The organism is Meiothermus sp., from assembly GCF_026004115.1.
Lineage (GTDB): Bacteria > Deinococcota > Deinococci > Deinococcales > Thermaceae > Meiothermus.
The window spans coordinates 2415009-2435595 of record NZ_BPIM01000001.1; the positions used below are offsets into that span (position 1 = coordinate 2415009).

General features: G+C 59.0%; 17 protein-coding genes. 7 read left to right on the forward strand and 10 right to left on the reverse strand.

Annotated features, from left to right (window positions below; genetic code table 11):
- Positions 1-95 precede the first annotated feature (95 nt).
- The 6 genes from pnp to Q0X23_RS16110 form a co-directional block, all read right to left on the reverse strand.
- Positions 96-2240, reverse strand: coding sequence for a polyribonucleotide nucleotidyltransferase (gene pnp, locus Q0X23_RS11735; protein WP_297860457.1), 2145 nt, complete (start codon positions 2238-2240; stop codon positions 96-98).
- Between the two features lie 293 nt (positions 2241-2533).
- Positions 2534-2803, reverse strand: coding sequence for a 30S ribosomal protein S15 (gene rpsO, locus Q0X23_RS11740; RefSeq protein ID WP_297860458.1), 270 nt, complete (start codon positions 2801-2803; stop codon positions 2534-2536).
- A gap of 68 nt (positions 2804-2871) precedes the next feature.
- Positions 2872-4029 (reverse strand): MFS transporter, encoded by a 1158-nt coding sequence (locus Q0X23_RS11745; protein ID WP_297860459.1) that lies wholly within the window; start codon positions 4027-4029, stop codon positions 2872-2874.
- Between the two features lie 112 nt (positions 4030-4141).
- Positions 4142-5824: a cbb3-type cytochrome c oxidase subunit I gene (locus tag Q0X23_RS11750; RefSeq protein WP_297860460.1), complete on the reverse strand. Its 1683-nt coding sequence runs from the start codon at positions 5822-5824 to the stop codon at positions 4142-4144.
- A gap of 12 nt (positions 5825-5836) precedes the next feature.
- Positions 5837-6319 carry a cytochrome c oxidase subunit II gene (locus Q0X23_RS11755; protein WP_119340790.1) on the reverse strand — a complete coding sequence of 161 codons (483 nt, stop codon included), beginning with the start codon at positions 6317-6319 and terminating at the stop codon, positions 5837-5839.
- A gap of 3 nt (positions 6320-6322) precedes the next feature.
- Positions 6323-6547: a cytochrome c oxidase subunit 2A gene (locus Q0X23_RS16110; protein WP_308446091.1), complete on the reverse strand. Its 225-nt coding sequence runs from the start codon at positions 6545-6547 to the stop codon at positions 6323-6325.
- Between the two features lie 233 nt (positions 6548-6780).
- On the opposite strand from Q0X23_RS16110, the gene tkt reads away from it, so the two are divergent.
- The 3 genes from tkt (at position 6781) to Q0X23_RS11775 (ending at position 9968) form a co-directional block, all read left to right on the forward strand.
- Positions 6781-8742 (forward strand): transketolase, encoded by a 1962-nt coding sequence (gene tkt, locus Q0X23_RS11765; RefSeq protein WP_297860461.1) that lies wholly within the window; start codon positions 6781-6783, stop codon positions 8740-8742.
- On the forward strand, positions 8743-8934 hold the full coding sequence (locus Q0X23_RS11770) for a hypothetical protein (RefSeq protein ID WP_297860462.1): 192 nt from the start codon (positions 8743-8745) through the stop codon (positions 8932-8934).
- Between the two features lie 116 nt (positions 8935-9050).
- Positions 9051-9968 carry a quinate 5-dehydrogenase gene (locus Q0X23_RS11775; RefSeq protein WP_297860463.1) on the forward strand — a complete coding sequence of 306 codons (918 nt, stop codon included), beginning with the start codon at positions 9051-9053 and terminating at the stop codon, positions 9966-9968.
- A 36-nt stretch (positions 9969-10004) separates the two neighbouring features.
- On the opposite strand, the gene Q0X23_RS11780 is transcribed toward Q0X23_RS11775, so the two are convergent.
- Both Q0X23_RS11780 and Q0X23_RS11785 read right to left on the reverse strand, forming a co-directional pair.
- The gene (locus Q0X23_RS11780) at positions 10005-13931 is read right to left on the reverse strand and encodes a DUF4332 domain-containing protein (RefSeq protein WP_297860464.1); all 3927 of its coding nucleotides are present in this window, start codon (positions 13929-13931) and stop codon (positions 10005-10007) included.
- 153 nt (positions 13932-14084) lie between these two features.
- Entirely contained in the window at positions 14085-15320 is a 1236-nt protein-coding gene (locus Q0X23_RS11785) for an aminopeptidase (protein ID WP_297860465.1), read from the reverse strand.
- A gap of 462 nt (positions 15321-15782) precedes the next feature.
- Here Q0X23_RS11785 and Q0X23_RS11790 point away from each other — a divergent pair, with 462 nt between their 5' ends.
- From Q0X23_RS11790 to Q0X23_RS11805, 4 genes are all read left to right on the forward strand, one after another.
- On the forward strand, positions 15783-16220 hold the full coding sequence (locus Q0X23_RS11790; protein ID WP_297860466.1) for a type II toxin-antitoxin system RatA family toxin: 438 nt from the start codon (positions 15783-15785) through the stop codon (positions 16218-16220).
- 163 nt (positions 16221-16383) lie between these two features.
- Positions 16384-17829 (forward strand): cysteine--tRNA ligase, encoded by a 1446-nt coding sequence (gene cysS, locus Q0X23_RS11795; RefSeq protein ID WP_297860467.1) that lies wholly within the window; start codon positions 16384-16386, stop codon positions 17827-17829.
- Entirely contained in the window at positions 17830-18384 is a 555-nt protein-coding gene (locus Q0X23_RS11800) for a GNAT family N-acetyltransferase (RefSeq protein ID WP_297860468.1), read from the forward strand. It abuts the gene before it with no gap.
- 163 nt (positions 18385-18547) lie between these two features.
- Positions 18548-19114, forward strand: coding sequence for a GNAT family N-acetyltransferase (locus tag Q0X23_RS11805; protein ID WP_297860469.1), 567 nt, complete (start codon positions 18548-18550; stop codon positions 19112-19114).
- A gap of 18 nt (positions 19115-19132) precedes the next feature.
- On the opposite strand, the gene Q0X23_RS11810 is transcribed toward Q0X23_RS11805, so the two are convergent.
- Together Q0X23_RS11810 and Q0X23_RS11815 are read right to left on the reverse strand one after the other, a co-directional pair.
- Positions 19133-19807, reverse strand: a complete 675-nt coding sequence (locus Q0X23_RS11810; protein ID WP_297860470.1) for a zinc metallopeptidase — start codon at positions 19805-19807, stop codon at positions 19133-19135.
- Positions 19808-20060: 253 nt separating this feature from the next.
- Positions 20061-20333, reverse strand: a complete 273-nt coding sequence (locus Q0X23_RS11815; RefSeq protein ID WP_013014065.1) for a stage V sporulation protein S — start codon at positions 20331-20333, stop codon at positions 20061-20063.
- Positions 20334-20587: the final 254 nt, after the last annotated feature.

The window sequence follows — 20587 nt, forward strand, 5'->3', positions numbered from 1 at the left end:
GGCTTGGTTCAAGCCTGCCCCCTGGACGTAAGCTGTCTGTGGCTTCTGGCATACCGGCGAGAACGCAGTAACCCGCAAACTTACAAATCGGAGGGTTAGCGTCTAACCGGAGGTTTGCGGGGGGCGACCAGGCCCTCGAGCTCCGGACGAATCAGATCCACCCGGCCCTGCTCGTCAATCTTGTTGACCTTGACTTTGAGCTTGTCGCCTAACTTGAGTACGTCTTCGACTTTCTCCACCCGGCCCTGGGCGAGCTGGCTGATGTGGAGCAGCCCGTCCTTCCCTGGCAAAATTTCGATGAAGGCGCCAAAGTTGGTGATGCGTGTGACAGTGCCCTCGTAGATTTCACCTACTTTGGCCTCGGCGGTCTGGCCCAGGATGCGGGCTTTGGCCTCCTCAGCAGCCGCTGCGTTGGTGCTGTAGAGCCGGATGGTACCGTCTTGCTCGATGTCGATCTCCACGCCCAGCTCTTCCAGCGCGCGTATATTCTTTCCACCGGGTCCGATGATGCCGCCAATCTTCTCCGGGTTGATTTTCAAAGTCAGTATGCGCGGCACCTGGGGTTTCATTTCGGCTCGGTGGGTAGGAACGGCTTGTTCCATCAGGCTCAGGATGTGAAGCCGGGCTTCACGAGCCTGATACAGCGCGGCCCGCATGATCTCGGGGGTGAGCCCTTTGATCTTGATGTCCATTTGCAGGGCTGTCACGCCGTCGCGGGTACCGGTTACCTTGAAATCCATGTCGCCCAGCGCATCCTCGAGGCCCAGAATGTCGGTCAGCACCACGGCCTGGTCGCCCTCCTTGATCAGGCCCATGGCCACACCGGCCACGTGCTTCCGGAGGGGTACACCGGCGTCCAGAAGGGCCAGGCAGCCCGCGCAGACCGTGGCCATGCTGGATGAACCGTTGGACTCGAGTACATCCCCCACTACCCGGATGGTGTACGGGAACTCGTCCCTGGAAGGGAGCACCGCCCGCAGGCCGCGTTTGGCCAGGTTGCCGTGGCCTACTTCGCGGCGACTGACCCCACGCAGGCGCTTGACCTCGCCGGTTGAGTAAGGGGGAAAGTTGTAGTGCACCAGGAAGGGCTCCTCGGTCTCGATGCCCAGGTCGTCTACCAACTGGGCGTCCCGCCCGGTGCCCAGCGTGACCACGCCCAGCACCTGGGTCTCGCCCCGGCTGAAGATGGCCGAGCCATGGGGTTTGGGTAGCACGTTGCTCTCGATCCAGATGGGCCGCACCTGCTGGGGTGTGCGCCCGTCGGCCCGCTTGTTTTCCTGCAACACCAGTCGGCGTAGCTCCTGCTTAACTACCTCGTCGAAAGCCTCTGCTACCAGCTTGCGCCGCTCCAGATCCACCGAACCATCCTCCCGGCTGGGGACAAACTCATCCAGCAGAGCTTCGCTAAAGGCATCCAGAGCCGCCGAGCGTTCGCCTTTAGAAGCGGTTTGCAAAACGTTGGAAAGCCCCTTCTCGAGGGCCCGCTGGTAGAGGGCAGCCTGGGTTTCGGCGTCCAGCTTGGCTGGAGGTACGTGGGCAAACTTCTCCTTGCCCAGTTCGGCCCGCATCTGTTCCTGCAACTCCAGGATGGGCTGCATGGCCCGGTGGGCAAACTCGAGGGCCTGCACCAGCTGGTCCTCCGAGACCTCCTGGGCGCCGGCTTCCACCATGATGATGGCATCCCTGGAGCCTGCTACCACTAGATCGAGCTGGCTGTTTTCCTGAATAACAGGGTTCAGTACCAGCCGCCCATCCTGTAAGCCCACCCGTACGGCTGCAATGGGTCCGTCCCAGGGAATATCCGAAAGTATTAGGGCCGCGCTGGCCGCAATGGGTCCCAGGATGTCGGGGGTGTTTTCCTGGTCGGCTGAGAGCACCGTCAAAAGAACCTGCACCTCATGCCGAAAGCCTTTGGGAAAGAGAGGCCGAATGGGGCGGTCGGTCAACCGCGCCGAGAGAATGGCTTTTTCGCCAGGTCGTCCTTCACGGCGCATAAAGCTACCGGGGATGCGCCCAACTGCGTAGTGCCTTTCTTCAAACTCCACCGTTAAGGGCAGAAAATCGGCCTGGATGGGGGTATCTGAGGCCTGGGCTGTGGCCATTACCACGGTCTCGCCATAGCTGATCCAGACAGAGCCGGCCACATGCTTGGCATATTTTCCGGTTTCAATCGTCAGGGTGCGACCCCCCACGTCCACGCTGTAGCGCTTACCTTGGGGTATTGGGTTGTCCTCGTTCATATTAGCTCCTGATGGCCCAGTTATAGCGCTGGGTACGCTTTAGGACAGATTCAAAACGCTCCCGTATTTGAAGGGGGAGCGATGCATAAAGCGTTCGCTAGGGGCGTAGAGTAGGCCGTAGAGTAGGCAAGGTTCGGTTGGATACATACTCAAGATGATGTGGCCCGTGCGCAATTACTAAAACCAGGGGGGCCCAGGCTTCAAGTTATCGGCGGAGCCAATCCCCGGCCCCGCCTACCGAGTCAAATGTATTGTACATGATAGATAATGTCCGGGGTTGCCCCCGGACTTTTTTATTTGCGCAGCCCAAGCTTTTCGATCAGGGCCTTGTAGCGGGCCTTGTCCTTTTTTTCCAGATAGCTTAGCATCCGCTTGCGCTGCCCTACCAGGGTCAGCAAACCACGTTTGGCTGCAACGTCCTTGTTGTTGGCAGACAGATGCGAGGAGAGACGATTGATGCGCTCGGTCAGCAGGGCCACTTGCACTTCGGTCGAGCCGGTGTCGCCGGCTTTGTGGGCGTGCTTCTCGATCACGCTAGCTTTATCTTCTTTGGTAAAGGGCATTCAGGTCTCCTTGTCGGGTGAGCCTCAGTACGCTGACCGAGGCTTCCTCATGACCCGCGAGGGGCCAACTAAGAAGTATAGCCGCGCTTGTGCGTGGGGTCAAGCAAAAACAGAATCATTGCCAGCAAGCTGAAAGCCGCACCCGTAAAAAAAGCCGTGCTGGCGTCAAAATGTTGCCACAAAAAGCCAAAAAGGGCGCTGGCTGGGAGCAGCAGCAGGCCCACCAGGGTGTGGTATAGCCCAATGGCGCTGGCTTTTTCTGTGGCCGGTATGATTTGTGCCAGATAGGCTCGGCTGCTGCCCTCGAAGGCAGCGCTGTAAAGCGCGTACAGCAAAAACAAGATGGTTCCGTGCCAGGCTAAAAAACTCAGTCCGAACCCCAGGTAGACCACAGCGTAAGTGGCAAACCCCCACAGCACCAAACTGCGTGCACCCACCCGGTCTGCCAACGACCCCAGTGGATAGGCCATCAGGGCGTAGAGCAGGTTATAAAAGGTGTAGACCAGGGTGGCCTGGGCTGCTCCTAGTCCCAGGTCGTTCAGGCGAAGTATCAGGAAAGCGTTGGAAGACAACCCGAGTGTAGCAACCCCCGTTACCAGCAAGAACCAGCGGTATTGAGGTGAAAACGCCGACAATCGAAAGGGAGGCAAGGGCCTAGCGAGGCCGCGCTTTTCCCGCAAAAAGAAGAGGATAACTAGGGTAGCCAGGACTGCAGGAATGGCCGAGACCCAGAACACTCCGCGAAAGTCTAGTAAGGGTAAAAGCAAGAAGGCCAGGAGTGGCCCAAGGGTAGCGCCCAGACTATCCATGGCCCGGTGGAGCCCATAGGCCCGCCCATAGCTATCCTGACTGGCTACCTCTGCAATCAGGGCGTCTCTGGGTGCAGTGCGAAGCCCCTTGCCTACCCGATCCAGAAAACGGTAAGTCAGAACCTGCCACGGGGCCATGGCCAGGGCCAGCACGGGCCTGAGTAATGCCGGAAAGCCATAGCCCAACAAAATTAGCGGTTTTCGAGCTGCCATCCGGTCGGAAATGCGCCCCCCGATAACTTTGAACAGGCTGGCCGTGGCCTCCGCGATGCCCTCTACCAGGCCCACCACCGTTGTAGAAGCTCCCAGCACTCCGGTCAGGAACAGCGGCAGGAGCGGATAGACCATCTCCGAGGCGATGTCGGTAAACAGGCTGACAGTGCCCAGAATATAAACTTCACGGGGCAGCTTTTTCATGGCCTTCAATCTACTACTTGTTGTACACACGGGCTCATCTGCGAAGGGTCGGGATGCTTTCAGATGAGAAACGCCCCTGGGCTTTGCCAGGGGCATTTCTCGAGGGGGGAAGTCACCAGAGCCGTTGCCCTGGAACCGGGTTCATATTGGTAAACATCTGGAAGAGCACCGGGCCGTAGGCCAGCACCACCAGCACAACGGCAATGCCAAACCAGAACCAGATCCGTTCGGTCAGCAGGGCCAGGCTGCTACCTTCCGGCTTGGAGATGACCTCTGAAAAAGGTACTTCAGACATTACCCGGTCGGGGTCGCGGCGGCTTTGCAAGGCTGTAGCGTAGATGACATAGAAGAACAGGATGGCCGCAATCAGCAGGATGACCCCCGACACGATGTTCAAGACCATCCAGGCCGAGCTTTCCCGGTAGGCCTCCATGGCGATGGGACTCCCGGCGATGTGAGAGCGACGGGGTACGGCATACAAGAAGCCCATCCAGTGCAGGGCAAAGGTCATGATGAACATGCCCAGGAACCACAACCACTGTGAGGCCAGGGCCATGCCACGGGCCACCAGCGGTTTGCCCGTCAGGTGGGGAATTAGCCAGAAAGCCGTGCCCATGGCGGCCATGGTAACCAGGGTGCCCACCTGCAGGTGGAAGTGGCCGGGAATCCAAACCGTGTTGTGGATGTTCTGGTTGAGGTTGAAGCTGGCATTAACTATGCCGCCAGCACCCCCAGGAATGAAAGCCAGAAAACCCAGCAGGAAAGCCAGAACTGTGGGATTGTTCCACGGCAATGCGCCAATCCAACCCAGCAGGCCCTTACCCCCGTTGGCCCGACCGGCTACCTCGAGCGAAGCCGCGATGGTAAAGGCGGTGATGAGGCTGGGCACTGCCACCATCATGGTCAGGATGGTGTGGATCATCTTCCAGTAAGGAGCAATGCCGGGGTCGGCAAACTGGTGGTGGAAGCCCACCGGTACAGAAAAGAGCAAGAAGAGCAGGAACACCAGGCGCGAGAGGGGGTCGGAGACCAGCTTACCGCCCGCCAGTTTGGGCAGGGTGACATACGCCAGCGTATAAGCCGGCAGTAGCCAGAAGTACACTATAGGGTGACCGGTGTACCAGAACAGGGTACGCATAAGCAAGGGGTCTACCCCTGCCACCAGGCCCAGCGACCAGGCAATCAGAAAGAGCGCTTCCACCACCAGACCCAGGCTGGCCAGGAACCACATCAGCCAAAAGGTAACCGACATGTAGGTGGCCAGCGGGGTAATCTTGCCTGGGTTGGCTTTTTTCCAGCGCGACCACATCTCGAGAACCAGATAGATGCTCACGTAGCTGGAAAGTACGAAAAGGGCAGCGCCCACATAAAAAGCCCAGTGGGCTTTGAGGGGGGGATAAAAGGTGTAAAGCACGCTAGCAGCGTTGCCCAGCAACGGCAAAGCGGCAATAAGGAGGCCAATCAGCGCCATCCAGAACGAGACCCAGGCCAGGGTCATGTTGGGCCTGAGGCCCAGCTCTTTAGCCGGTAGGTAGACCATAATGGCCTGGCCAAATAGTTGCGTAAAAATAATGGCGTTTAGAACCCCATGGATGGTCAGACCCTGATAGTAACTCTGGAAGACCGGTTTGAGGAAAGGGTACAGATCCAGCCCACCATAGTTAAAAGCCTGCAGGGGGCCAAACAGGGTGCCGACCATCAGGGCGATAAAGCCCAACATTAGCATGAACAGGGTGTACTTCTTTTCGGGTGCCCCCGCGTACACATCTATTTTGGGAAAGGTTTTGACTGCCATCCAAAGCTCCTTTTATGGCTCCACGACAATTTTGCTGACCATGTTGGCGTGACCGATGCCGCAGTACTCGTTGCAGATGAGATTGTATTCACCTGGTTTTTTGAAGGTATAGCTTACTTTGGCAACCTCGCCTGGAATAACCTGCACGTTGATGTTGGTATTTTCAACCTTAAAACCATGCTGGACGTCGGGTGAGGTGATGTAAAAAGTTACTTTTTGGCCTGCTTTAAATTTCATCTCCATGGGCAAATAGCCAAAAGAGAAAGCCTGGACATAGGCTACATACTCATTGCCTACTTGCTCAACGCGTGGATTGGCGAAATCGCCTTCGGTGCGAACCTTGGTGGCATCGATGCGTGCTGCGCTCACCGGGTTGGTGTTGCCCATGGTAAGCATCATGTAGCCGATCAGGATGATGAAAACGGTAATCATGGCCAGACCAAAAAGGATCCAGGCCCGCTCATATCGCTCAATGACGTGTTCATGCTGTTCCATGGTCTAACCTCTCGCAAGGTGAGTAAAGAAGTGGAAAAACCAGAAGGCCAAGATAAAAACTGTAACTACGCCAACAACAAACAAGGCGCCTATGGGTCTTTGCTCTTTTTCTTCCATAGCGTGCTTCCCCCTTTGGGGGAGTCTAAGAACATGGTTAGAGGACATGTGTCCTAGGGAAGAATGTCCCGGTTTATCGAGCGGATATAGGGTACAAGCACCGCTGGACATGCAGGGCAGGGTCGGTGCGTGAACCCCTGCAAACCTCAGCCAGAAGCGCTGCAAACGCTTGGCTTTGCAAAAAATCCTCGTGGGTAGGCGACCCGGCTGGGTGTTATGCCCCCACCTGGCCTCCCCCGTTGGGGGTTGGGGGAGGAAGGGGTGGTTTTACCTTATGCACCAGCCCTGACATGAAGGGAAAGTCGGTTGGATGACAGTTGGAGAGCGCGTTATGATTGCGGGGTATGAGTCAATCCCCCCCCAATCCCAAAGCCTCGATTGATGCCATTCGTATCCTGGCCCTCGACGCTGTTGAGCAAGCCAAGTCGGGCCACCCGGGGATGCCCATGGGCATGGCTCCGGCGGCTTATGTGCTCTGGACGGAGTTTCTGAAGCACAACCCTAAAGACCCCCACTGGCCCGCCAGAGACCGCTTCGTGCTCTCGGCAGGCCATGGCTCTATGCTGCTTTATGTGCTGTTGCACCTGAGCGGCTACGACCTGCCTCTAGAAGAACTCAAGCGCTTCCGCCAGTGGGACTCCAAAACACCTGGGCATCCCGAGTATGGGCACACCCCCGGTGTGGAAGTGACCACCGGACCTTTAGGGCAGGGCATCAGCACGGCGGTGGGGGTGGCGATTGCCGAGCGCAAGCTGGTGGCCGAGTTCGGCGACATTGCCGAACACTTTACCTACGTGATTGCCTCGGATGGCGATCTGATGGAGGGGGTGAGCGGGGAGGCCTCCTCACTGGCCGGGCATCTGCGGCTAGGAAAGCTGATTGTGCTCTACGATGACAACGACATTTCAATTGATGGCCGCACCGAGCTGGCTTTTACCGAAGACCGCCTGAAGCGGTATGAAGCCTACGGCTGGCATGTGGTGCCGGGGGTAGAGGGGGAAGATCTGGGGGCCATTCGCGCTGCGCTGCGCGAAGCCCGGGCCGACCCCCGCCCAAGCCTGATCTCGGTGCGCTCGATTATCGGGTTCGGTTCGCCCCTGGCGGGCCACCACAAAGCCCACTCGGACGCTATGGGCCCAGAAAAAGTGGCCGCAACCCGCCAGGCTTTGGGCTGGCCTCATGCGCCTTTTGAAATTCCCGAGGAGGTTTACGCCGACTACCGCCGTGCCCTGGAAAAGGGCGCGCAGGCCCAGACCGAGTGGGAAGCCAAACTGGAGGCCCTGGCCCAAGCGAACCCCGATAAAGCCGCAGAGTTCCGGCGCAGAATAGAGCGCCAGCTACCCCAGGGCTGGGAAGTGCACCTGCCCAGCTTTACCGCTGGAGAAAAACTGGCCACCCGCGCTGCTTCTGGCAAAGTCCTGGAAAAGCTGGTGCCGGTGCTACCGGAACTGATAGGTGGCTCTGCCGACCTGACCCCCTCCAACAACACCCGCACCCCGGACATGACCGACTTTAGCCGCGATAACCCCTCGGGGCGCTACCTGCGTTATGGGGTGCGTGAGCACGCTATGGGGGCCATTATGAATGGCATTGCCCTGAGCCGAGCTTTGCGTCCGTACGGGGGCACTTTCTTGGTGTTCTCGGACTATATGCGCCCGGCCATCCGGATGGCAGCGCTGATGGGAACTCCCACCATCTTTGTCTTCACCCACGACTCTATCGCCGTAGGGGAGGACGGTCCCACCCACCAGCCCATCGAGCACGTGATGAGCCTCAGGGCCATGCCCAACCTGTGGGTGATCCGGCCCGCCGACGCCAACGAGACCGCCGTGGCCTGGAAGATGGCTTTAGAGCGAACCGGGGGTCCCACCGCCCTGATCCTGACCCGCCAGGCCCTGCCGGTCTTGGACGGGGTGCGGCCCAAGGGAGTTGAGCGGGGTGGCTACATCATCTCCAACGTGCCAGAGGCCAGGGCTGCCATTGTGGCTACGGGCTCGGAGGTCTCGCTGGCCCTCGAGGCCCAGAAGCTCCTGGCCGAAGGAGGAATTCCGGTGCGGGTGGTCTCGTTGCCGTGCTGGGAAGCCTTCGAGGCCCAGCCCGTGGCGTACAGGGAAGGGATTCTGCCCAGGAACCTGCCCACCCTGGCCCTAGAGGCCGGTACTACCTTGGGCTGGGAGCGCTACGCCCAGCGGGTAGTGGGTCTGGATCGGTTTGGAGCCAGTGCCCCTTTTGCTGATGTGTACAGTAAACTGGGTTTCACCAGGGAACGGGTGGCCGCCGAAGTTAGAGCCTTGCTGGGGGTCTAGATGATCCAAACTATTTTTGCCAACCTGCCCGCGTTGCTTTTTACCCTGGCCTTAGGGGCGGCCCTGCTGGGCTTGTTGATCTGGGCTTTGGCCCTGCAAGGAGCGGCCAGCAAGCGAACCGCGCTGTACTTCTGGGGCCTGGCCGTGGGATTGGTGCTGATTGGTATTATTCGGGCGATTGCCGGGCCGTAGGGGTTCTTTCCACCACAACTCCTGGTTGGTGCGAGGGTCTCGTGGTGGCTAAGCGATGCGTTGAGTGGTTGTATGAGTCTCTGGACGTCACCGGGCGCAGTAGTAGACTGTGAGCCATGCCCAAACATGTAGTAAGCATTTCCATCGGTTCCTCCAAGCGCAACTCCAGGGCCGAAATCCATGTGGAGAGCCTGGGTGAGACCTTTGTGCTCGAGCGCATCGGCACCGATGGGAGCTGGGAAAAGGCCATTGAACTGGTTAGGGAACTCGACGGCAAGGTGGATGCGTTTGGCCTGGGAGGAGCCGACCTGTATGTATACGCCGGCAGCCGCCGCTACACCTTCCGCGATGCCCAGCGCATGGCCGATGCGGCCCGCAAAACCCCCATGCTGGACGGCTCGGGGCTCAAACACACCCTCGAGCGCAATGCGGTAAGGCTGCTCGAGCCCGAGATGGGCTGGAAGAGCAAGAAGGTGCTTATTCCCAGCGCGGTAGATCGCTTTGGGTTGGCCGAGGCGCTCGATGAGGCGGGGGCCAGGGCGCTATACGGCGACCTGATTTTTGGGCTGGGGCTACCCATTCCTCTCTATCGGCTGTCGCTGCTGCAAAAAATTGCCTATATTCTGCTCCCCATCATCACCCAACTGCCCTTCCAGTGGCTGTACCCCACCGGCGAAAAACAGGAAAAGCAGGTGAAGGACTGGCGGCAGCGCTATTTTGAGTGGGCCGATGTGATTGCGGGCGACTGGCACTTCATGCGCCGCTTCATGCCCGAGCATATGCAGGGCAAGATTATCCTGACCAACACCACCACCCCCGACGACCTCGAGTTCATGCGAACCCGGGGCGTGGCCCGGCTGATCACCACCACCCCCCGCCTGGATGGCCGCAGCTTTGGCACCAACGTGATGGAGGCTTTTATTGTGGCGGTGGCGGGGAAGCATCCTTTGAGCGAGGCCGATTATCTGGATTATATCGCCAAGCTCAACCTGCAGCCCGAGATCACGGAATTACAGCCCAAAGCCCAAAGCTAAAGGTCGAAAGCAAGAAGGTCTGCGGGGGTGGGCCTGCTACTCCTGTCCGGCGGTGAGTTTTTGGATGTAGGCGGCAAAGCCTTTCTCGTCGCCTTTGGCCAGATAGGCGGCTTGTTTGGCCCAGGTGGAGAGGCTTGGGGCAAAGCGCAGATTGGCGGCGGCCAGGGCGGCGCTCAGGGTTTCTGGTTGGGCCTTGGCAAGCTGGGCAAAGGTGGTAATGCCTGCCGCTTGCAGGGCTGCCGACATTTTGGGCCCGATGCCTTTGATGCGGGTCAGGTCGTCAGGAGAGGGTTTGGCTGGGGAACTCCTGGCTTTGCTGACCGATGAAGCCGGGCCTTTGGTTTTGGGCTTTTCGGCTTTGGCGGCCCTGGCTCTGAACGAACCTTTCGAGGTTTGCGTCTCCGGTGTAGCCGTTTTTGTAGGGGTATAAGAAGCACTTCTGGCGGAAGCCTTTCGAGGTTCTTTGGTTTTCGCGGCTGCAGAAGCTGCAGGCTTGCCAGAGGCTCGAGCTCTTGTGCGCTCCGTAGCCTCGCGAGGGGTAGCCCTGGCCTTGCGCGGGGTGGCTTTCCTGGGCGCAATTCGCGCCAGGTATTGATCGACCACATAACCAGACGACTCGGCGGCCTTGTCTAGTTTTGCGACCAGGGCCGCCCAGGCTTTGCGCTCCTTCTTGACCTGAGTGGGGGTCTCACCCTCGGAAGTGGCCAATGTCAAGGACATCTGGCTCAGCCCCTTGAGCCAGGCTTGATGGGCCTCTCGGTTGAAGTACACTGCGCCGTCGAAACGGTTGACCTTCAAAAAGCCCTGCACCTCTGGGTCTTGGAACAGACCATCCATCTGCCGATTCAACAGCACTGGGTTTTGCGCCAGCTCGGGATGAGCCAAGAGTAGCCTGACCAGGCCCACCGCGCGCCGCGCATCTGCTTCGCCCAGGCCCAGCTCGGCCAGGGTTTGCTCCAGAACACGTCCGAGGCGCCACTCGTCGAGGTGGGCGCGGCTCTCTTCGGCCTTGCCCAGCCCGTGGGTGAAAACCCAGCCCAGCAGGGCACCGCTCACGATCAGGTCACTCCGCTCCACTACCTTTAGCGCCCCTTCCAGGCGACCCAGCACTTGCTGCACTGGCAACAGGGCGGGTTTGCTGCTCAGATGCTGGTCAATGCCCCGGTACAGCGCCAGCAGCCTGCCTTGCACTTCTTCCTGCAGGGCCTCGTCCAGTGTGCTGTCGCCTTCCAACAGCTTGCGGAACAGGGTAGGGTTCACCAGCTCGCGGAAGGGCCGCAGGATGGGCTCGAGCCAGAGTTCCTGCCGGGCTTCGTCCAGGCTGGGGACGCCTTGCCCGCCCAGCATCTGGGCCAGCCGGGCGTAGGTGCCGTCCTGGTCGTAGACCTCGCGCCAGTCCAGAAACACCTTGCGCTGGTAGGGGCCGAGCTCGAGGTAGAGCCCCTCCTCGTGCAGTTCCTGGTTGTTGCGAATGAACTCGAGGCCCGTAACCCGGTCGCGGAAAATGCTGAAGGTGCGCCGGTCAAAGCTCAGTTGCAGCCCCTCCCCCAGGCCCACCTGTCGGGTTTCGCGCCCCTGAGGGGTCTTGAAAGGCTGACCCACCGAGCGCCGCACCCAGACCGAGACATGGGTGTTTTTGTTGTGGTAGGCCACCAGCGCCCGTTCGCTACCGGCCCGGTTCGAGTAGACAAACACATCCTCGTTGACGGCCTCCCCAGCCAGCGCGTCATAGAGCACAAAGTTCTCCACTTCGGCAAATAGGTAGCGCTTCTTGAGCAGGGGAAAGATTTGCTGGTAGTGGTAATCCACCAGACCCTGGTCGGGGGTCTCGTCGTAGTAGGCCCGGCGATACTCCATTCCGTAGCGCTCGGTAAAGCCCTCCACCTGCCCGTGGCCGAGCATGGGCAAGCCCGGTAGGGTGGCGCATAGGGTCATGACTCCAAAATACTTATCGCCCTTGCCGAACTGTTCTACGGCGGTTTTTTCGTCGGGGTTGTTCAGGAAGTTCACAAAGCGCTTCAGGATTTCCGGTTCGAACTCGAGGGTGTTTTTCATGATCTGCCGGTACTCGGCGTTTTTCTCGTCGCGCAGCATGTTCATGAAGGCCGAGTTGTAGACCCGGTGCATCCCCAGGGTACGCACGAAGTAGCCTTCCATCATCCAGAAGGCTTCGGCCAGAAGCAGGGTGTCGGGTGCCTCTTGGGCAACCCGATCCACCACCTCGCGCCAGAACTCCACCGGCATAGCGGCATCGAACTGCTCTTTGGTCATGGCGTGCTCGGCCCGACTCGGAATGGAGGCCCCCCAGGGCGAGCCGCCCGGCTCCGGCCACCACAGCCGCTGGATGTGGCGCTTGGCCAGGGTCATGGCGGCGTCGAAGCGGATGATGGGAAACTGCCGGGCCACGTGCAGTATGGTCTGGATTACCGCCTCGCGCACCTCGGGGTTGAGGTAGTTGAGCTGGGCCGTGTCGTTCCAGGGCATGGCGGTGCCGTCGTTGCCGTGATAAATGTAATGAACCTCGCCTGTGTGCCTATCTACCCGCTTGAACACCACCGCCGCGTCGGATTTATCGTAGTAGTGGTCTTCCAGGAAGATGCTCACCCGCGCATCCTCCGATAAATCCGGCCCATTAAAGGTGTAATTTGGGTAAGGGGGATAGGAGAGACTGATAAACCAGTTGGGGTGCTCTATAACCCAGCGCCCATCAATCCCCACATGGTTGGGCACCATGTCCGAGGCCAGGCGGATGCCGCGCCGGGTGGCTTTTTGTCGCAGTATCTCGACTGCTGCCTCGCCGCCCAGATCCTTTGCAATCACATAGTCGTAGAGCGAGTAGGCCGAGGCCACTGCGTCGGGGTTGCCCATCATCTGCTTGATGCGTTTGGAAGCCTTGCTGCGCTCCCACAGCCCAATCAGCCACAGCCCGGTCACGCCCCAGCTTTGCAGGAGCTCGAGCTCTTCCTCGGGAATCTGGTCGAGGGTGGCGATCTCGCGGCGGTATTTTTTAGAGAGCTGATCCAGCCAGACAAAGACGTTTTTGGCAATCAGCACGCAGCGGGGCATCCAGTCCAGGTCGGCGCTAAAGGCTTCGGGCTCAGGTTCTAGAGCTAGCCGCCGTATATCCAGCAGCTCGCTTTCTCCACCCCCACCCCCCGGCTGGTCGAAGTGGATGGGCACCGCAAACGAGCGCCCCTCCTCGCGAACCACATCCAGGCCAACGAGCATCCGGTAGTAGAAGCGCCCCAGGCTGCCCGCAAAGCGCTTCAGTAAGAACTGAAGCTGGGCCTCGAGGGAGTCGGGGTGCTGCAGGGCCGGCAGCCGCAGGGTTTTGAACAGGGAGAGGCCGGTTTCGCCGAAGGGCGGTTGGCCCTCGAAGAAGGTTTCCAGGCTCTGGATGATGGACAGGTAGGCGGTGGTGCGCTCGAGGTTGCCGTCCTCGAATAACTCGCTAAAGGGGCTGAAGGCCGGGTTGGCATTGGCCATCCAGAGCATGAGCATCTCTTCCAGCAGAATCTCGCGGTTGGAGCGGCCCTCAGTGGTATCCAAAAGGTACTCTTCCAAGGTGATCTCGCCCCGGTAGACCCGGATGGGCGGAAACTCGGTAGCAAACGAGCGCAGGGCTTTTTCCAACTCGTCCGGGCCGACGCTCTTTTCCAACACAGAAAGGGCTTGCTGCAGCACACCTGGATGCTGCTCCAGATATTGCCGCACCACAAAGTGCAGCATCTCGTCAATCAGGCCCATGGCATTAATCTGGCTGGCGCTCACGGCCTGCTCCGGGTGGCGCACCAGGTCGCGCTTGGCGTTCATGGCCTCGGCAAAGCGCCGTGCGGCCTGGAAGCTGGCGAAGATTACGTTTCCACTCAGCGAAAACAGCGAGAGGTCGAACTGGTAATAATCCCGTGCACTTTTGGATACGTGAAACTCGAGAGCACCGCGGCCTGGCCGATTGCAGCTCATACAATCCCTCCGCTCTGCTTCAAGTCTATCAGTCGGAGCGTCCTCTCGTAGAGACGCTCATCAGAAAAAAGGCCGTGACCAGAAGCCTCAATTTGGCGAAGAGAAAGCGGTACAAGTTGCGAGATTAGTAGACCAAACAACGGTCATGGAGCTTTAATCCACCCATTCCCCTCCTCGCATCAAGGGCTCGGCCAGGCCGCTTGGGGTAATGCCATCAACATCTACGTGCTCAGAGCCAATCATCCAGTCTATGTGAATCAGGCTATCGTTGGCCCCTGCGGCCCGTTTTTGTTCTGGGGTGAGGCCATGACCCCCCTCCAGGCATTCGTCGTAGCTGGCGCCCAGAGCAATGTGACTGGCCGCGTTTTCGTCGTAGAGGGCTTCGTAGAAAAGCAACCCAGTCTGGGAGATGGGCGAGCTATGGGGCACCAGGGCTACCTCGCCCAAACGCTGGGCACCCTCGTCGGTCTGGAGCAGGTGCTGCAAAATCTCCTGGCCCTTTTCGGCCTGGGCCTCCACTACCCGGCCCTGTGCAAAGCGAACCCGGATGCCCTCGAGCAAGTTGCCATGCAGGCTCAGGGGCTTGGTACTTTGCACCCATCCCTCCACCCGCTCGCGGTGGGGGGTGGTGAACACCTCTTCGGTTGGCATGTTGGGAATGCACCGCGCCCCGTTTTGGGCCTGTCCTGCTCCCCCAGCCCATACATGCCCTTCGGCCAGTCCCACATACAGGTCGGTGCCCGGCCCCCGGAAGTGCAAAGCGGCGTAGCGCCTGGCGTTGAGCTGCTGCACGCGGCGCTCGAGGTTGTCGGTATGCGCCTTCCAGGCTGCTATCGGATCGGCTTGATCCACCCGGCTCACCTTGAAAATAGCCTCCCAAAGCTGTTGCATCTGCCGGGACGGGGGGGTGTTGGGGAAAACCAGTTGGGCCCAGCGCGGCGAGGCGGCGCCAATGATGCACCAGTTGGTGGCAAAGCCGCTGATGCGTTCCGAGAAAGGCTTGCTGAACCGGGCGGCGGTTTGCGAGACCTGGCGAATCAGCTCGGGGTCTTGCCCGCGCAGGATTTCCGGGTCATCGGCCAGGATGCTCAGCCAGGCGTAGCCTTCGTCCAGGGCCTTGAGCCGCGCTTCAACCATGAAAGCTGCATACTCCTGGAAGGAATCCCGCGGCGCATGGCGATACCGCGCCAGGTTGAGCTGCTCGTCGTAGAGCTGGGTTACCACCAGCCTCGAGCCCGCCTTGTAGGCCTCCTCTACCACCAGGCGGGTGAGCGGCAGCGCCTCGATGTTGGCGTTCACAAAAAGTTTCTGACCGGGTTGGAGTCCCACCCCTACCTTGACCGCAACTTCGGCGAAGCGCCGCAACTTTTCCTCAAAACTGGCAGACATGCCCATCAGCCTACCCTACGGCCAGGTGATTTGGGTCGAAAATGCAGGATATGGCCAATAGCCAGATGGCCGCTCAAGGAAGTCTTCTCCTGGTAAAAAGCGTCATTGCGAGGAGCCGCATGCTTGCGGAGCAATCCCCGACGATTTGATGGCCTAATACCGGATTCAAAAAGACAGCTTACAAAACTAAAAACACCAGAGGCTGTCTTTTTGAATCCTAGAGCACACCCCTCCCTGTCGGTCGGCGAAGAAAGCGTCTCCCTTCGGTCGGGTTAGTTCGTCACCCTTCAGTGACGAACTAACCGAATCTGGTATAACTCCTACCAGGAGGCCTCAATTAAGCCCACTTGCAAGGGCGTAGACCTGAAAACACCTTCCGTTTTTCAGACCTAGAAGGCTTCAGGTTGTCTAAGCATCAAACGAATTGGGCCGAACCCAAGGGCCCTCATGTAAACTAGCGCTATGCCGGAAGTGGTGTCTGAACTTTTCATTCCCAAATCCCCCCAAGAGGTGTACGCCGCCGCGCGGGATCTCGCGGGCCTCAAGCCCTACCTCAAGGATGTGGAAACCCTGGAGGTGCTGGAAGACCACGGAAGCACCTCGCGCACCAGGTTTGTGGCGGTCGCTATGGGTAAAAAAGTCCACTGGATCGAGGACGAGCGCTGGTTTGATGCCGAGCTGCGCAACGAATTCGACAGCAAGGAGGGCGACTTTGATGTCTACCGTGGTTCTTGGACCTTCTTGCCCGAGGGTGAGGGCACCCGGGCGGTGCTTAGGCTCGAGTACGAACTCAATATCCCCATCTTTGGTGGATTGCTGCAAAAGCTGGTCAAAAAACTCATGCAGGAAAACATCGACGATCTGTTGCGCGGCCTCAAGGAACGCTGCACCGCGGCTTGAGGTGCTATACTCTACCCATGATGTTTGTTCCGCGATGTTAAGTGTGTCAACCCGCCGGGGTTATGGTGCGCCTGGGGCCACCAACCCGGCTTTTTTCATAGCTATTCCTTCACCACCGCCGGGCTAAAAATGCCCAAATCTACTCCAAGAATGGAGCACCTCAATGCCTTTACAAATCTATAACACCCTTGCCAGGGCCAAACAGACCTTCGTTCCGGCCACGCCCGGCTACGTAGGTATTTACGTCTGCGGCCCTACGGTTTATTCCGACCCCCACCTCGGGCACGCCCGGGGCCCCATCGTCTACGACGTGCTGCGGCGCTGGTTGCGGTACCAGGGCTACAAGGTGCGCTTCGTTTCCAACATTACCGACGTGGGCCATCTTACCGACGATGCCGACGAGGGCGAGGACAAAATCCAGCGCCGCGCCAAGCTCCTTCGTCTGGAGCCCATGGAAGTAGCCGAAAAATACATGTGGAGCTACTTCGACGAGATGCAGGCCCTGAACGTGCTGCGCCCCGACATCACCCCCAGGGCTGCCGGGCACATTCCCGAGCAGATCGAGCTGACCGAAACCCTGGTCAAGCGGGGCCACGCCTATGTAGCCAACGGCTCGGTGTATTTTCGTGTCCGAAGCTGGCCCGAGTTTGGCAAGCTGTCCAACCGCGATATCGAGGAGCAGGAGGCCGGGGCGCGGGTCGAGGTGCGCGAGGAAAAGGAAGATCCCCGCGACTTTGCCCTGTGGAAGCGGGCCGACCCCGAGCACCTCATGCGCTGGAACTCGCCCTGGGGGGTGGGCTTCCCCGGCTGGCACATCGAGTGCTCGGCCATGAGCCTCAAATACCTGGGGGATGGCTTCGACATTCACGCGGGGGGCGTAGACCTACAATTTCCCCACCACGAGGCCGAAATTGCCCAGGCTGAGGCCGCAGGACACCCTTTTGCCCGCTACTGGATGCACCACTACCACGTGCTTCTGAACGGGCAAAAAATGGCCAAGAGCACCGGTAATCTGGTTTCGCTGTCCGAGCTACGGGCTAAGTACGAGCCGATGTACATACGGTTTTACCTGCTCAACAGCCACTACCGCAGCGTACTGGACTTTACCGACGAAGGTTTGGAGGCAGCCAAAAACGGCTACCTGCGCCTGCTGAACGCCTACCGGGAGGTGCACCGGCTCATCCATACTGCGCCGAGTGGCAGACATTCAGGTCTGGAACATGCGGTGGAAGAGGTGCAACGCGCTTTTGCTGAAGCCCTGGACGACGATCTGAATACCCCCCAGGCCATAGCCGCGCTGTTTAACTTCGTCACCGAACTCAATAAAGCCCTGACCGGGCGGCCCGGCAGAGAGAGCCTGCAAAAAGCCGAAAAGGTTTTCTCGGAATTGGGTGAGGGGGTGTTGGGGCTGTTTCCTGCTCGAGTGCTACAAAACCAGCTGGGGGGCGCTTTGCTCGAGGGCCTGGTCAACTTACTGCTGGATATCCGGGAAGAGTCTCGCCGCAACCGCAATTTTGCCCTGTCGGACCGCATTCGGGATCGCCTGACCGAACTGGGGGTGGTGGTCGAGGACACCCGTGAAGGCCCCAAATGGAAGGTGGGCATATAGATGCTTGCCTACCGCCTGGACGAAGACAGCGAATTGCGATTGCTGCAAGCTCACCATGCCGAGGCGCTTTATGCGCTGGCTGACCGTAACCGCACCTACCTGCGCCGGTGGCTGGCCTGGGTGGATAGTGCCCGCGATGTCTCGTTTATATCGAGTTTTATTCGCGGCCGACTGGAGGCGCTGGCCGCTGGCCAGGGCTACAGCCTCTCGATCTGGCATAAGGGTAGCGTAGCCGGAGTGGTGGGTCTGTACGACCTCGACCAGGCCGCCCGGAAGGCCGAGATCGGATACTGGCTGGGCCAGGAATTCGAGGGCCTGGGCCTGATGACCCGCAGCGTCCGAGCACTGCTCGACTACGCAATTGGTGAAGTCGGCCTGCGCCGGATTCAGGTCAAAGTACATGTGGACAACCTGCGTAGCCGGGCCATTCCGGAGCGGCTGGGCCTGCAACTAGAAGGTCTGCTGCGCAACGACGGTACACTGCACGGCAAGCCCTGCGACCACGCCCTCTACGCCATCACCGACGAGGAGTGGGCTATCCGAAGATCAAGCTGATAGAGTCGACTTCTTTGATTATGAGCGGCGCGGCGCTCCAGGATATGCTTTCGTACATGATAGGCCGCGCGATGCTTCGTTGGAAGAGGAAACCGTCCCATCAGAACTACAAATTCCTACTCGGCAATGCGATTGAGAGAGTCGAGGTCTTATTCTTGTATCCATGTTCAGCTATCTGCTCGACGAGCACAGCGAACTCCGCTTGCTGCTGCCACACTATGCCGAAGCATTGTTCGCTCTCACCGACGCCAATCGAAAGCATCTGCGGCGCTGGTTGCCGTGGGTAGATGACAATAGTACATTTGAAGATACCAAAGCCTACATTCAGGGAGCCCTGGATGGCTTGGCCAGGGGCGAACAACTACCCCTCACGGTCTGGCATCGGGGAAAGCTGGCCGGAACGCTCACCTTGTTTAACATAGTGCTCCCTCACCGTACGGCCGAGATTGGCTACTGGTTGGGCGCAGCTTTTGAGGGTAAAGGGCTAATGACTCGAGGAGTGGAAGCGCTGATAAATTATGCATTTTTTGAGATGGGCCTGGGCCGCCTGGAGATCAGGGCCCACACCAAGAACCTCAGGAGCCGGGCCATTCCCGAGCGGTTAGGATTTATGCTCGAGGGCATTTTGCGCCAGGAAGTCTGGCTGCACGGCAAGCCGCAGGATATGGCTCTTTACGCCCTATTGAAGCAAGATTGGCCCAAACAAAAGCCCCGCAGCAAGCGGGGCTAACCCTGTATGGGATCTGGTTCACTCGCGGTTGGACATCATGATGGCAACGTAGTGCAGGATGGTGGCCAGCGAGTTGGCCAGGGCGGCCACGTAGGTCATGGCGGCGGCGGTCAAGACGGCCCGGGCACCTCCCATCTCGCTGTTGTCCAAGAAATTCATCTTTTTGAGGATGTTCAAGGCCCGGTTGGAGGCATCGAACTCTACCGGCAGGGTCACGAGCTGGAATAAGGCGGCGGCGGCAAAGAGCCAGATACCAATGCTCATCAGGCCGGTGGCCCCCATGAACATCCCGGCAATGAAAATCCAGGGGCCAAACATACTGCCAATGTTGGCTACCGGCAGAATGCTGTGCCGAACCCGCAACCAGGCATAGCTCTTGGCATCCTGGATGGCATGTCCCACCTCGTGCGCCGCTACGGCGAGGGCGGCAGCCGAGGGAGAGTGAAAGTTGGGTTCAGAGAGGCGTACTGCCTTGGCGATGGGGTCGTAGTGGTCGGTCAGAGCGCCCGGCACCATTTCTACCCGCACATTATGCAGCCCATAAGCATCGAGTATTGCGCGGGCCACTTGTTCCCCCGTCACCCCCCGGCTGTTGGCTACCCGGCTATAGCGGGCGTAGGTTCGCTGGAGCCAGAACTGTATAAACAGCGTTGCCACGAAAACCACAATCATCAGTAAGAACGCAATCGTCATTCTTCCCTCCTACACGTACAAGGTAGCAGACCCTGTGTGAGTGCTCTGAGTCCTGGGTTACTTGCCTGGACTGGGTGCAAAAGATCACAATTGGAGCAGTTCATTTGGCGAGTAGCCGGGTTTTGATTCTGAGCAACCTTTAGACGCCTGGGGCCGACCTCAGGAAACCATATGGTAGCTGCCGAGCGATGCACAGGACAAGAGCAGATGTTTGTTCAAGATGCCTCTAGCGGACGTGGCGCAAACATACCAACTAGGGTTGGAGGGGTTGGCTACGTACCGTGAAGCGAAGGGCGGTGCGCTCCTCGCTCTCGAGCTCGAGCTTTACGAAAGCCGGTTTCACAATCAAGTCCAGGTTGTCGGGGGCAATATATCCCCTGGCGATTGCGATAGCCTTGACAGCCTGATTGACGGCCTCGGGGCCAATGGCTTGAACCTCGACCTCGCTCTGGGAGCGCAGCAGCGCAGCGATAGCACCTGCGACGGAGTTGGGACGTGACTTGCCGGATACTCGCAGCGTTTCCACAATACCTCCTAGGCGTAACGCTCCCCCTTGCATTGTAGGAGCAATCGTAAAGCAATGTCAAGAAAATACGTTCTTGGTGGGTTTTTATTGACCTGCCCTTATACCAACTGTATCACCAGAGATACAAAGTGGGGTATTTTTGTCCTGAACTACGAATAGCTGGATTCCTACACCACCTCCTTTATATTGACGCAGGCCAGGGTGATTCGTATACTGCTTCAAATCTTCGCAAACTTATGCGAAGATTCTTCCCC